General features: G+C 71.3%; 13 protein-coding genes. 10 read left to right on the top strand and 3 right to left on the bottom strand.

All coding sequences use genetic code 11. The annotated features are described in order from the left end of the window. Positions 1–204: 204 nt before the first annotated feature. The 4 genes from ABFJ78_RS47105 (at position 205) to ABFJ78_RS47090 (ending at position 4,205) form a co-directional block, all read left to right on the top strand. Positions 205–1,434 carry a DUF6801 domain-containing protein gene (locus ABFJ78_RS47105; RefSeq protein WP_436393999.1) on the top strand — a complete coding sequence of 410 codons (1,230 nt, stop codon included), beginning with the start codon at positions 205–207 and terminating at the stop codon, positions 1,432–1,434. Positions 1,435–1,519: 85 nt separating this feature from the next. Beyond that, positions 1,520–2,566, top strand: a complete 1,047-nt coding sequence (locus ABFJ78_RS47100; protein ID WP_436393998.1) for a DUF6801 domain-containing protein — start codon at positions 1,520–1,522, stop codon at positions 2,564–2,566. An 80-nt stretch (positions 2,567–2,646) separates the two neighbouring features. Beyond that, positions 2,647–2,985 (top strand): YciI family protein, encoded by a 339-nt coding sequence (locus tag ABFJ78_RS47095; protein WP_436393996.1) that lies wholly within the window; start codon positions 2,647–2,649, stop codon positions 2,983–2,985. Between the two features lie 50 nt (positions 2,986–3,035). After that, positions 3,036–4,205 (top strand): RNA polymerase sigma factor, encoded by a 1,170-nt coding sequence (locus tag ABFJ78_RS47090; protein WP_436393995.1) that lies wholly within the window; start codon positions 3,036–3,038, stop codon positions 4,203–4,205. On the opposite strand, the gene ABFJ78_RS47085 is transcribed toward ABFJ78_RS47090, so the two are convergent. Then, positions 4,192–4,767 (bottom strand): hypothetical protein, encoded by a 576-nt coding sequence (locus ABFJ78_RS47085; protein ID WP_436393994.1) that lies wholly within the window; start codon positions 4,765–4,767, stop codon positions 4,192–4,194. The two genes, ABFJ78_RS47090 and ABFJ78_RS47085, sit on opposite strands and share 14 nt — an antisense overlap. A 197-nt stretch (positions 4,768–4,964) precedes the next feature. On the opposite strand from ABFJ78_RS47085, the gene ABFJ78_RS47080 reads away from it, so the two are divergent. From ABFJ78_RS47080 to ABFJ78_RS47055, 6 genes are all read left to right on the top strand, one after another. Continuing rightward, complete coding sequence (locus ABFJ78_RS47080) at positions 4,965–6,161, top strand: PP2C family protein-serine/threonine phosphatase (RefSeq protein ID WP_436393993.1); 1,197 nt, start codon at positions 4,965–4,967, stop codon at positions 6,159–6,161. Continuing rightward, complete coding sequence (locus tag ABFJ78_RS47075; protein ID WP_436393992.1) at positions 6,158–7,681, top strand: sensor histidine kinase; 1,524 nt, start codon at positions 6,158–6,160, stop codon at positions 7,679–7,681. Before ABFJ78_RS47080 ends, ABFJ78_RS47075 begins: the two co-directional genes overlap by 4 nt. Further along, a complete protein-coding gene (locus ABFJ78_RS47070) occupies positions 7,678–8,118 on the top strand; it encodes a response regulator (RefSeq protein WP_436393991.1) in 441 nt (146 codons plus the stop codon). The genes ABFJ78_RS47075 and ABFJ78_RS47070 overlap by 4 nt, the downstream gene beginning before the upstream one ends. 34 nt (positions 8,119–8,152) lie before the next feature. After that, on the top strand, positions 8,153–8,512 hold the full coding sequence (locus tag ABFJ78_RS47065; RefSeq protein WP_436393990.1) for an STAS domain-containing protein: 360 nt from the start codon (positions 8,153–8,155) through the stop codon (positions 8,510–8,512). 20 nt (positions 8,513–8,532) lie between these two features. Then, positions 8,533–8,949, top strand: coding sequence for an ATP-binding protein (locus tag ABFJ78_RS47060; RefSeq protein ID WP_436393989.1), 417 nt, complete (start codon positions 8,533–8,535; stop codon positions 8,947–8,949). A 180-nt stretch (positions 8,950–9,129) separates the two neighbouring features. Continuing rightward, a complete protein-coding gene (locus ABFJ78_RS47055; RefSeq protein ID WP_436393988.1) occupies positions 9,130–9,873 on the top strand; it encodes a dienelactone hydrolase family protein in 744 nt (247 codons plus the stop codon). A gap of 50 nt (positions 9,874–9,923) precedes the next feature. Here the strand turns inward: ABFJ78_RS47055 and ABFJ78_RS47050 are convergent, their stop codons facing one another. Together ABFJ78_RS47050 and ABFJ78_RS47045 are read right to left on the bottom strand one after the other, a co-directional pair. Further along, entirely contained in the window at positions 9,924–11,546 is a 1,623-nt protein-coding gene (locus tag ABFJ78_RS47050; protein WP_436393987.1) for a phospholipase C, read from the bottom strand. A gap of 34 nt (positions 11,547–11,580) precedes the next feature. Next, positions 11,581–12,732 carry a Dyp-type peroxidase gene (locus ABFJ78_RS47045; protein ID WP_436394100.1) on the bottom strand — a complete coding sequence of 384 codons (1,152 nt, stop codon included), beginning with the start codon at positions 12,730–12,732 and terminating at the stop codon, positions 11,581–11,583. Between the last annotated feature and the right edge of the window lie 48 nt (positions 12,733–12,780).

Raw genomic sequence — 12,780 nt, 5'->3', positions numbered from 1 at the left:
GGCCCTGTGCTGGGGAAACCTTCCCGGGCCTGCTAGGAACCCGAGCCGGGTGGCGTGCCGGGGTGACAATTTGCGGTGCCCGGGTTGCCTTTTCACCGAAAGCCCTTGATCGGCGCCATCCGCGCTCGTTAGCTTACGGATCGGTCGCGATTCTCGAATAGCGCGGGCCGTTTCGTATCACTGTTGATACACGGAAGGACCATCGTGAGTCACCCAAGAGGCAAGAAGAAGACGGTCGCGGCCGCCGCGGCCGTGGGCGCGGTGGGGCTCGTCGCCACCGCGCTGGTCGTCGGGGCGCAGGCCAGCGCGGCCGACCCGATCTCGCTGACGCTGAACTACCACTGCACGTTCCCGCTGGTGGGGTCCCAGTCGCTGAAGGTGGTGATCAACACCGACCTGCCGACCACGGTGAACACCGGCCAGCCGACCGGCGCGTTCGACATCAAGGCCGTGTCCACGATCAACGCGGACACCGTCAGCGGCCTGAGCCTGATCGGCGCCACGACGCTCGAAGGCACCGCCACCGCCGCCGCGACCGTCGCGGCGCCGAGCCTCAACCTGCCGGTCAGCGTCCCGATCACGCTGGACAAGACGAACATCCCGGCTTCGGGTGAGATGAACATCAACGCCGCGGGCAAGACGCCGTCGCTGACGTTCACCCAGGCCGGCCAGGCGAAGATCACCGTCGGCGACCTGAACCTCAAGGTCACCCCGCGCAAGGCCGACGGCTCGGTCACCGGCATCACGCCGGACGGCACGATCGACGCGCCCTGCACGCAGGACGCCGGCCAGAACAACACCCTGGCCACGATCACCATCGCCGGCGGTGGCGGCACGACGACGCCGCCCACCACCACCCCGCCGACGACGACCCCGCCGACCACCACGCCGCCGACGACCACCCCGCCCACCACGACCCCGCCGGGCGGCGGCATCAAGTACTCCTTCGGCATCACCGGCCAGACGGCCCTGAAGTCCCTCGGCAGCACCGCGCCGATCACGGGTTCGTTCGACGCCGACGTCAACCTGTCGGCCAAGACGTTCACCGGCAACCTGCAGCTGAACCCGACGCACACCGACTTCAAGCTGTTCGGCTTCATCCAGGGCAGCTCGGACGTCAAGGTCGTGCAGAACGGCCCGCAGACCGGTGAGCTGGTGGGCACCGGCTTCAAGGCGCACATCAAGTTCGACACGTTCCTCACCACGGTCAACCTGTTCGGCATCCCGATCAGCACCGACCCGAAGTGCGGCACGGTCAGCTCGTCCACGAGCGAGATGACCACCGGACCCGACTTCGACCTGCTCAAGGGCGGCAAGCTGTCGGGCACCTACTCGCTGTCCGCGCTGCAGAACTGCGGCTCGTTCAACGACATCATCAGCGCGTTCGCCAAGAGTGACGGCAACTCGCTGGACCTCGTGCTCGCCAAGAAGTGACCCGAACTGCCGGCCCCCGCCGCGCGCCGAGTGCCGCGGCGGGGGCCGGTGCCACGCCCGAGAAACTCGAGAAAGGGGAGCGCCCGTGCGGATCGCCCGGTCGTTGCTCGCCGCCTGCGTGCTCGCTCTCGCCGTCGCCACGCCCGCGTCGGCGTCGACCCCGATCGACAAGAAGCTGAGTTTCACCTGCCCCTTCCCGCTGATCGGGCTGCAGAAGCTGGACGTGGAGATCAAGGCGTCCTTCGAAGTGCCGTCCGCGCCGGGCGGCACGTTCACGACGGACGGTCTCGCGGTGGCGGTGACCGTGCCGGACAAGTCCACCCGCGGCCTGGCCCTGGTCGGCGCGGCGAGCATCGAAGGGACGGCGTCCGCAGGGGTGACGCTGGCCAACGGTCCGCTGACGCTGCCGCTCGCCCTGCCGCTCACGGTGGCCAAGACGGCGGTGCCGGCGTCGGGGCCGTTCACCACCGACGCGTCCGGTTCGGTCCCGCCGGTGCAACTGCCGAACGCCGGCAAAACGACGCTGACGATCGGCGGCTTCAGCGCGCGGCTCACGCCGAAGAAGGCCGACGGCTCCTTCACCGGGCTCGGTTCGTTCACCTCGGACTGCACGCTCGACCCGGGGCAGGACCCGGTGCTGCTGAGCTTCGACCTGGGCGGCACTTCGTCCCGCGACTACGGCGTCACCGGCTCGACGACGCTGAAGGCGCTCGGGGCGACCGCGCCGGTCACCGGATCGTTCACGGGGTTCACCCCGGCGTTCGACCGGACGCGGGCGGAGTTCAAGGTGTTCGGGTTCGTCCCCGGGACGGCCGACCTGCAGTTCAGCCCGGACGGCCCGCAGACCGGCGAACTCACCGGCGACGGCTTCGTGGCGCACGCGAAGCTGGCGCTGACGTTGCCGCAGGTGACGTTGTTCGGGCTGCCGGTCGCGGACGCGGGGTGCCGGGCGAGCGCTCCGGTCCCGGCCGAGCTGCGGTCCGGCAGCGGCTTCACCCCGGCGACGGGCGGCCCGGTGACCGGCACCTACGCGATCCCGGCGCTGACCGGCTGCGGCACGTTCACCGCGTACCTCAGCTCGCTGGTCCAGGGGGACGGCAACACGTTCGCGTTGACGCTGACCGCGCGCTGAAGGAAGTTCACCGGAGTTGTCGATTTCGTCCTTCCCCGCGTGACGGAGTAGGAAAGGACCGACGACCAGGAGGAACGGACATGGCGCAGTACGCGGTGCTGATCTACGAGCGGGTGCCCGCCGAAGACCTGCCGAAGGAGACCATGGACCGGCACATCGGCCTGCCGGAGCTGATCGCCTCGAAGGGCGGCAAGGTGACCGCCGGCCTGGCCCTGCAGCCCAACGAGACCGCCACCGCCATCCGCGGCGACCTCGTCACCGACGGGCCGTTCGTGGAGACCAAGGAGGTGCTCGCCGGCGTGTACCTGCTGGAGGCCCGCGACCTCGACCACGCCCTCGCCTGCGCGAAGCTGACGCCGATCGTCGAGGGCGGGGTCGAGGTCCGGCCGCTCGTCGACTTCCAGGTCGTGGCGGACTGACCCCGGTCGCCGACGCCGTCGCCGAAGCGCACCGTCGCGAGTGGGCCTACGTGCTCGCCGCGACGGTGCGGGTCACCCGCGACCTCGACGAGGCCGAAGAGGCCGTCCAGGACGCCTACCTCCAAGCGCTGAAGCGCTGGGCCGACGACGGCGTCCCGGACCGGCCCGGCGCGTGGCTGACCACGGTCGCGCGCCGGACCGCGCTCAACGGCGTCCGGCACCGGGAAGTGCTGCGGCGCAAACTCCCGCTGCTCGTCGAACCGGACGTCGGCGAGCCGCCCGAGCCCGCCGGGCCGATCCCCGACGACCGGCTCCGGCTCGTCTTCACCTGCTGCCACCCCGCGCTCGCGCAGGAAGCCCAGATCGCGTTGACGCTGCGGCTGGTCTGCGGCGTCGCGACGGCCGACATCGCGCACGCCTTCCTGGTGCCCGAGCCGACGATGGCCGCCCGGCTCACCCGCGCCAAGAAGAAGATCGCCGCCGCGCGGATCCCGTACGCGGTCCCCGCGGCCGAGGACCTGCCCGCGCGCGTGTCCGTCGTGCTGACCGTGCTGCACCTGCTCTACGCGGCCGGCCACACCGCGCCGTCCGGGGATGACCTCGTGCGCGACGAGCTGATCGGCCGCGCGCTGGACCTGGCGCGGATGCTACGTGCCCTGCTGCCCGCCGACACCGAGGTCGCCGGGCTGCTCGCGCTCCTGCTCGTCCAGCAGGCCCGCCGGGCCACCCGGACCGACGCCGCCGGACGTCTGCTGCGGCTCGAAGACCAGGACCGCACCCGCTGGGACACCGCGATGATCGCCGAAGCCGACCGGCTCGTCGTCGAGGCCCTGCGAAACGGCCCGCCCGGGCGGTTCAGCGTCCAGGCCGCGATCGCCGCCCTGCACGCGCAAGCCCCCAGCTACGGCGAAACCGACTGGCCGCAGATCCTCGTCCTCTACGACGTGCTGCTGCGCCTGTGGCCCTCGCCGGTGGTGGCGCTCAACCGCGCGGTCGCGCTCGCGATGGTGCGCGGGCCCGAAGCCGCCCTCGACGAGATCGCCCGGCTGGAGGCCGACGGCCGGCTCGCCGGCTACCGCTACCTGCCCGCCACCAAGGCCGATCTCCTGCACCGCCTGGGTCGCGACGCCGAAGCGGCCGACGCGTACCGCGCCGCGCTCGCGTTGAGCGAAAACGCCGTCGAGCAGGAGTTCCTCGCCGCCCGGCTCAGCGGCGCCTGACGAAGTACGGCTCGGTGCCTTCCCGGTACATCAGAACGAAACCGGTGATCGACAGGCCCAGCGTTCCCAGGAAGAACACCAGGTGGGTGACGTCGCCGCTGCGCATCGGGTCCGCGCCGGCGAGGGCGATCAGCTGGATCACCACGTTCAAGATGCCCAGCACGCCGCAGATCGCCAGCAGCTTGCGCGCCCAGCCCGCGCCGCGGTACACCCCGTAGACCAGCAGTGCCCACAGCGCGCCCGGCAGCAGGAACGTGAGCACCGCGATTTCGGTGGGCAATGGGCCTTGCACCGTCCTGGTCACCACCGTGCCGTCGCCGGCCGACACGGACTCGGACGTCGTGAACCGGAAGAGGGTGCTGTCCAGCAGCTGGCTGAGCAGCGAACCGAGGAACCAGCACCCGACCGCGCCCCACCAGGCGAACGCGGCGCGCCGGACCGGCTCCGGCCGCTCGACCCGGGCGAGCGGGTCCGGCGGCGCCGGCGGGAACCGGCCGTAGGGCTGCGCCTGGGGTGGTGGGACCGGCGGAAACCCTTCGCCGCCCCCCTGCGTCTCCGACATGCGCGGAGCATAGGCCGGGATCATCCGGTTCCGGCACGGTCACGACCCGAACCGTTACCGGCCCGGTGTCACACCGGAGTGCTATAAAACGCTACCTCCGTGGGACCGGTTTCGCGGCCGTAGGCGGCCGCCGCCCGGGCCGCTAGGGTGATCGTCTGGATGTGCTGGGCTCGCGAGCAGCCGAACGGGAGAAGCCGGTGACCGCCGCGCACGACTCATCGTGGGACTCCGGCACCCGCTTGCGCGTGCTGCTGATCGAGGACGACGACGGCGACGCGCTGCTCGTCGAAGAAATGCTGGCGGACACGTCCGTGCCGTTCTCGCTCGAACGCGTCGAAACGCTCGCCGCCGCGCTGGCCGGCCCGCTCACCGCCGACTGCGTCGTGCTCGACCTGCAGCTGCCCGACGCCATGGGCCTGAGCGGGCTGACGAAGCTCGGCCAGCACGCGCCCTTCGTCGCGGTCGTCGTCCTGACCGGGCAGCACGACCAGGCCACCGGCGTCGCCGCGGTCGCCGCCGGTGCCCAGGACTACCTCGTCAAGGACCAGGTGGACGGGCCGCTGCTCGTGAAGGCCCTGCGCTTCGCCCGCGAACGCAAGCGCGCCGAGCAGGTCGAGCAGCAGTTCCTGCAGCAGCAGCTGCTGGCGCGGGAGAACGCGCGGCTGGAACGCGGCCTGCTGCCCGTCCCGCTGCTGCGCGACCCGCACCTCGAGCTCGCCTCCCGCTACCGCCCCGGCCGCAACGGTTCCCTGCTGGGCGGCGACTTCTACGACGCGATCGAGCTCGCCGACGGCACCGTCCACATGATGATCGGCGACGTCTGCGGCCACGGCCCGGACGAGGCCGCGCTCGGCGTCGCGCTGCGGATCGCGTGGCGCTCGCTGGTGATGGCCGGGCTGCCGATGGCCGACGTGCTGAGCATGGTCGAGCGGGTCATGGTGCACGAGCGGATCGAGCCGCTGTTCGCCACCGTCTGCATGGTCGTCGTCGCGCCGGACCGAAGATCCCTGCGCCTCTCGCTGGCCGGGCACCTGCCGCCGCTGCTGCTCACCCCCGGCGACGGGCACCTCCTGTCCGGCGAACGCCTCGGCGTTCCCCTCGGGATCGTCGAAGGCACGAAGTGGGAGGCCCTCGAGGTGCCGCTCGAACCGGGCTGGTCGCTGCTGCTCTACACCGACGGCGTGTTCGAGGGCCGCGTCGGCGCCGGGGCCGAGCGGCTCGGCCACGAGCGGATGGCCGCCATCGTCCTGGAGATCCAGCACGACACCGGGCTCGCCGGCACCGACCTGCTCGACGAGCTGATCGCCCGCGCCGAACGGCTCAACTCCGGCCCGCTCGACGACGACGTCGCCCTCGCCCTGCTCAGCCACGACCCGACAGGACCCGGCCGATGAGCACTGAAGCACGCGGCTGGACGATCCGCCGCTGGCTGAGCCTGTTCGCCGTCGTCGAAGCCGTCCTGCTGCTCGCCGCGGTGGCCGGCGGCGTGATCGCGCTGAACAACCTGACCGAGGCCCGCAACGGCCTCCTCGACGTCATCGGCCCGCAGCGGCTGGCCGCGACGCAGCTGTCGACGGCGCTGCTCAACCAGGAGACCGGCATCCGCGGCTACCAGCTCGGCCGGCAGCCGGAATTTCTCGCGCCGTACACCGAGGGCCGCCAGGCGGAGGGCGACGCGGTCAGCCAGCTGCGCCAGCTCGGCGCCCTGCCCGGCACCCAGGCCGGCGACGACCTGGAGGCCGTCCTGAAGGCGGCGACCGCCTGGCAGGCCGCGGCCGCCCCCGCCGTCGAACCCGGCGCCGGGCCGCCCACCCAGGCGCAGATCGAGCGCAGCCGGATGCTGTTCGTCGCGGTGCGCCAGGCCCTGGGCACCCAGTTCGAGCACCTCACCGCCGTCCGCGACGCCGGCCGGGCGGACCTCGACGGCGCGGCGGCCTTCCTGACCGCCATGCTCGTCGCCACCGCGGTGCTGATCGTGCTGCTGTTCGCGGTGCTCTTCCTCGGCCTGCGGCAGGTCATCACCCGGCCGATCCTGCGGCTGGCGGGCGAGGTCCGCCAGACCGCCGACCGGGACATCCGCCACCCGGTGCACGGGAGCGGGCCGCGCGAGATCGCCCAGCTCGGCGCCGACGTCGAGGCCATGCGCCTGCGCATCCTCGACGAGGTGGCCGAGCTCGAGCGGGCGCACGCGCTGCTGGACCGGCGCACGCGCGAGCTGGAGCGGTCGAACGCCGACCTGGAGCAGTTCGCCTACGTCGCTTCGCACGACCTGCAGGAACCGCTGCGCAAGGTGGCGAGCTTCTGCCAGCTGCTCCAGCGGCGCTACGAAGGCCTGCTCGACGAGCGCGGCGAGCAGTACATCGAGTACGCCGTCGACGGCGCCAAGCGGATGCAGGTCCTGATCAACGACCTCCTGGCGTTCTCCCGGGTCGGCCGCAAGCCGGCCGAGCACGTCGTGGTCGACGCCGGCCGGCTGGTCGACGACGCGCTGGCGAACCTGGAGGTCGCGCTCTCGCTCAGCGGCGGCAAGGTCGACCGCGGCGAGCTGCCCGTGGTGCGCGTCGAGCCGGCGCTGATGACGGCGGTGTTCCAGAACCTGATCGGCAACGCGCTGAAGTTCAAGGGCGAGACCCCGCCCGAGGTGCGGGTCGCCGCGGACCGCGACGGCGACGACTGGGTGTTCTCGGTGTCGGACAACGGGATCGGCATCGACGCGGAGTACGCCGAACGGGTCTTCGCGCTGTTCCAGCGGCTGCACACCCGCAGCGCCTACCCGGGCACCGGGATCGGGCTGGCCCTGTGCCGGCGGATCGTCGAGTACCACGGCGGCCGGATCTGGCTCGACACCGAAGCCGAGGGCACGACGTTCCGCTTCACGCTGCCGGCGGCGACCGAGGACGGTGGGGACGCATGACGCGGGCGCACGTGCCGATCGACATCCTGCTCGTCGAGGACGACCCGGGTGACGTGCTGATGACCCGGGAAGCCTTCGAGCACCACAAGATCCGCAACGCGCTGCACGTGGCGAGCGACGGCGTCGAGGCCCTCGAGTTCCTCAACCGCCGCGGGCGGTTCGCGGCGGCCCCGCGGCCGGGGCTGATCCTGCTCGACCTCAACCTGCCCCGCAAGGACGGCCGCGAGCTGCTCGGCGAGATCAAGCAGGACCCGGAACTGCGCACCATCCCGGTGGTCGTGCTGACGACGTCCGAAGCGGAGGAGGACATCGTCCGCAGCTACGACCTGCACGCCAACGCCTACGTCACCAAGCCGGTCGACTTCGAGAAGTTCGTCGAGGTGGTCCGGAAGATCGACGACTTCTGGGTCACGGTGGTCAAGCTCCCGCCCCGGTAGCCGTTTGCCGGGCAGTGCGGCACGATAGGGGGCCGTGACCTCATCATCCCGGGATCTTCCCGCCGTCGAGCTGGCGGTCACGCTCGACTGGCGGGACACGGCCGCGGTGTTGCGCGTGGCGGGGGAGATCGACCTGCTGAGCGCGCCGGAGTTCGAGGAAGTCGTCGACACCGTGCTGGCGGACGAGCCCCGGACGCTGGTGGTCGACCTGCGCGCGGTGACGTTCTTCTGCTCGGCGGGCCTGCAGGTGCTCGCGGCGGCGCACCGCAGGCTGCCCGAGCGCGCGCTGCGGGTGGTGAGCGACTCGGCGGTGACGTCGGGTCCGTTGAAGACGACCGGCCTCGACACGTGGATCGGCATCCACGCGACGGTCGACGAAGCGCTGAACCAGTGACGGGCCCGGAAAGGCGACCGATGGACGAACCTCCGGGACCGTTTCGCTGCCACGGCGTGGAGGCGACGCCCGAAGCCCTGCGCCGGCTGCGGCACGACCTGACGGCGTGGGTCCTCGCGGCGGGCGTCGACGAGGCCCGCGCCCAGGACATCGTGCTGGCGAGCTACGAAGCACTGGCGAACGTCGCCGACCACGCCTACGACGGCGCGGGCCCCGGGGTCGTCGACCTCGACGCGGCGCTGCACCCGGACCGGATCGAGGTGGTCATCGGCGACCACGGCCGGTGGCGGACCCCGGTGGTCGACCCGCGCCCGGTCTCCCTGCGGGGGCGGGGATTGCTGCTGCTGCGGGCGAGCGCCGACCGCGCGGACATCGCGTCCGGCGAGTCGGGGACCGTGGTGACCCTGGCGTGGGACCTGGCGCCGGTCCGGCCCTGAACGAAGGGCGCCGAAATCCGGTTGGGCACCCCGGTGGCCGGCTGGTAGCGTGCCGTCGACCGTGACCTGCCCGAGGAGGTGAGACCCGTGAACGCTCTGCGCACGTGGGTGCTCCCCCTCGCCGTCATGGTCGGGCGATAGGCCAGGGGAGCGCGTCGGAACTCCCGAAAGGCACTCCCCATGGATTCGTTGTGTTTCACGTCCGAAACGACGTCGGACGGGGTCGTCGAGCGCGGCTTCGCCGTCGGCGACGTCCCCGGCGTCCTCTGGTCACCCGCGTCCGGCCCGGCGGCCGCGCCCCTGGTCCTGATGGGGCACGGTGGCGGCCTGCACAAGAAGACGCCGGCGCTGGCGGCCCGCGCCCGCGAAGCCGTCACCCGGCAGGGTTTCTCCGTCGCCGCCATCGACGCGCCCGGGCACGGCGACCGCCCGCGCACGGCCGAAGACGAGCAGGTCCGCGCCGAGTTCCGGCAGGCGCCCGACCGCGAACGCTTCCGGTCGGTCAGCATCGCCTACGCGCGCTCGCTGGCCGAACGGGCCGTCCCCGAATGGCAGGCCACGCTGGACGCCCTGCAGCAGTTACCCGAAATCGGCCGTGACGCGCCGATCGGCTACGGCGGCGGGATTTCGCTGGGCACCGCGATCGGGATCCCGCTGACCGCGGTCGATCCGCGGATCTCCGCGGCGATCTTCGGCGGCGGGTTCTTCGTGTACGACGAGCTGCTCGCGGCGGCGCGGCGGATCACCGTGCCGGTCCAGTTCCTGCTCCCGTGGGACGACGAGCACGTCGACCGCCAGTCGTGCTTCGAGCTCTTCGACGCCTTCGCGACCACCGAAAAGACGTTGCACGCCAACCCGGGCGACCACCGCACCATCCGCTGGACCGGGGTCGACGAGGGCTTCCTCGCGCGGCACCTGACCTGACGGAACGGGCCCGTGGCGACAGTCGCCACGGGCCCGTCCTCCACTGTGGACTAACTGTGCACGACCGCCCCGGTCTTCGGGTCGAGCGTGACCTTCTTCGCTCCCGGCCACCAGAAGTCGAACATCCCGTTCAGCGACCCCGCGCGGGAGTCGAACGACGAGTCGCCGATCCGGCCGGCGAACCAGTTGTCCTCGATGAACTTCAGCACCGAGGTCTGGTCCGTCTGCGTGTGGTCGACGTGGTTCACCTTGCTGTACGGCGAAACCACCAGCAGCGGCAGCCGCGGGCCGTAGCCGCAGCGGTCGGCGTAGCCGCCCAGCTTCGTCGGCTTGCCCGTGCAGACCGCCTGGTCCTGCGAAGCATCGTGCGAGCCGTTGACGACCTGCGACGACACGTGGTCGTACCAGCCGTCGGAGTCGTCGTAGGCCAGCACGATCGCCGTCGACTTCCACTCCGGGGACTGCTGGATCTTGTTGATCTCGTTGACGACGAACTGCTGCTCGTCCAGCGGGTCCGAGTAGCCGGCGTGACCGTCCTGGTACTCCGGGGCCTTCAGGAAGCTCACCGCGGGCATGGAGCCGGCCCCCAGCGAGTCGTTGAAGTCGGAGATGTCGTACTGGTGGTTCGCGCGGTCGGTCTGGCCGATCGCCCGCACCGACGACGGCGCGAGGTGCTTCGGGTTCGCCGTCGACGGGTAGTACTGGAACGGCTCGTGGTGCGGGCTGTAGTCGACGACCGCGTTGCCGCCGACGTTCGTGTGGGTCTGGCCGCAGACCGCGTACCCGTTGGCCTCCCCGGTCGGGCGGAAGCCGCCCTGGAACCAGCCCCACGTCACGTGGCGCTGGTTGAGCAGGTCACCGATGTTGCGGCCGTGCATGGTGGCCAGGTTGTCCTTGCTCGTGTGGTTCTTGTCCGAGCAGTCGTCCCAGGCCGGGTCCGGGTCGTTGATCACCGTGCCGACGCCGTTCGCGTCCGGCGAGGACACCACGTAGGCGTCGCTGACCGGCTGGTGCGTCACCGGGTCGACCGCCTGCCCGCCGTGCGTCTGGCCCGAGATCAGGTTCAGCGCACCCGGCGTCGACGGGCCGAAGACGGTGTTGAACGAGTTGTCGCTCATCGAGTAGTGCTGGGCGTAGTTCCACATGCCCGTGACGGTGTTGCCGTCGTAGTAGTCCATGACCAGACCGGGCTCGCCGAACAGCACCGGCTGGCCGGTGCACTTGTCCGTCTCGGTCTTCTCGACGAACTTGTCCATCTTGCCGCCGTCGAACGCGGCCTGCTCGGCGCCGTAGTTGTGGTTCTGGTCGCAGGTCAGCGCTTGCTGGGGCGACAGCCGCTTCGGGTTGTACGCGTTCGGGTTGTTCGTCAGCAGCTTCTTGTCGAGGCCGTTGACCTTCGGCGTGTTGCGCGCGGCGGTGAACGGGGTGCCGTCGGTGTTGGCCGCGTTCGGGTAGGTGCCGAAGTAGTGGTCGAACGAGATGTTCTCGCCGAAGATGACCACGACGTGCTTGATCGGCGTGGCCGTGGGGATCCCGTGCGCGGGGAACAGGTTCAGCGGCTGGGCGTCCGCGGCGCTCGACGCGGAGCCGGTGACCACGGCCAGCGCGGCCACCGAGGCGAGGGCCCCGGCGCCGAGCAGGCCGTGCCGTCGCCGGCGGGTTCTCTTGTCCACAGTGGATATTTCCTTTCGTGGTGGTTTCGCCAGTTCAGGCGAGCAATGCGCGGCCGAAGTGGTCGTCCGGCCCGGTGACGCCCGGCAGCGCGAAGAAGTAGCCGCCGCCGAACGGGGAGATGTAGTCGGTCAGGGGTTCGCCGGCCAGCCGCGTCTGGACCGCTTCGAACTGGCGCTCCAGGTCCTGCTGGTAGCAGACGAAGACCAGGCCCATGTCGAGGTTGCCGTTGCGGTCGAGGCCGCGGTCGTAGTTCACCGCGCGACGCAGGATCCGGCTCGAATCGGTTTCCGGTGTACGCGGGTTGGCCTTGCGGATGTGGCTGGTCAGCGGGATGACGGTGCCGATCGGGTCGTCGGCGTACCGGGGGACGTCGGTCTCCTCGGTGCCGTCGAGCGGCGCGCCGGTGTCGCGGCGGCGGCCGAACATGTTCTCCTGCTCGGCCAGCGAGACCCGGTCCCAGAACTCGACCAGCATCCGGATCAACCGGACCACCTGGTAGCTGCCGCCGGCGGCCCAGGCGGGATCGCCGGGTGTCCACACGAGACGGTCGAAGTCGGCTTCTTCCGGGTTGGCGGTGCCGTCCTTGAAGCCCATCAGGTTCCGCGGCGTCCCGGCCGGCCGCGGCGGGGAGCTGAAGCCGTTGATCTTCCACCGCGGTTGCATGGCACCGCGAGTCGCGCGGGCGATATCGCGCAGCGCGTGCAGCACGGTGTCGGTGGAGTTCGCGGAGAGCGTGAGGCTCAGGTCGCCGTGGCACTGGGCGGGGTCGAGGGCGTCGTCCGGGAACGTCGTCATCGGCTTCAGCTTGGCGGGCTTGAGCTTCGCGAGACCGTAGCGGTCGTCGAAGAGCGAGGCGCCGACGCCGAGGACGACGCCCAGGTCACCACCGGGGACGACGGGCCCGAGCACCCCGGAGTCGGCGGGCGGCGCGGTGATGCCGAGCGCGGCGGGCGCACCGCCGCCGGTGAGGAACCGCGCCCGGTCGGTGACGGCGCGGAAGAGGTCGGTCAGCTCGGCTTTCGACTCGGCGACGACGTCGAAGGACGCGACAACGGTCTGAGTGGGCGGCTTCCGCAGGATGGCGGCCTGGTGCGGACCGTGGAAGGGCACGGGCGCGGTGCTGTCGGTGATGGCGGAGGAAGCGCCGAGCCCGGCACCGGCGGCAACGGTCAGGCCGGCGCCCATGGCCGCCCGGCGCAGGAAGGACCGGCGCGGCACGCCGGCAGCGTGTGG

The organism is Amycolatopsis sp. MEPSY49 (genome assembly GCF_051337345.1).
Taxonomy (GTDB): Bacteria; Actinomycetota; Actinomycetes; order Mycobacteriales; family Pseudonocardiaceae; genus Amycolatopsis.
This window is presented reverse-complemented; position numbering and strand designations above follow the sequence as displayed.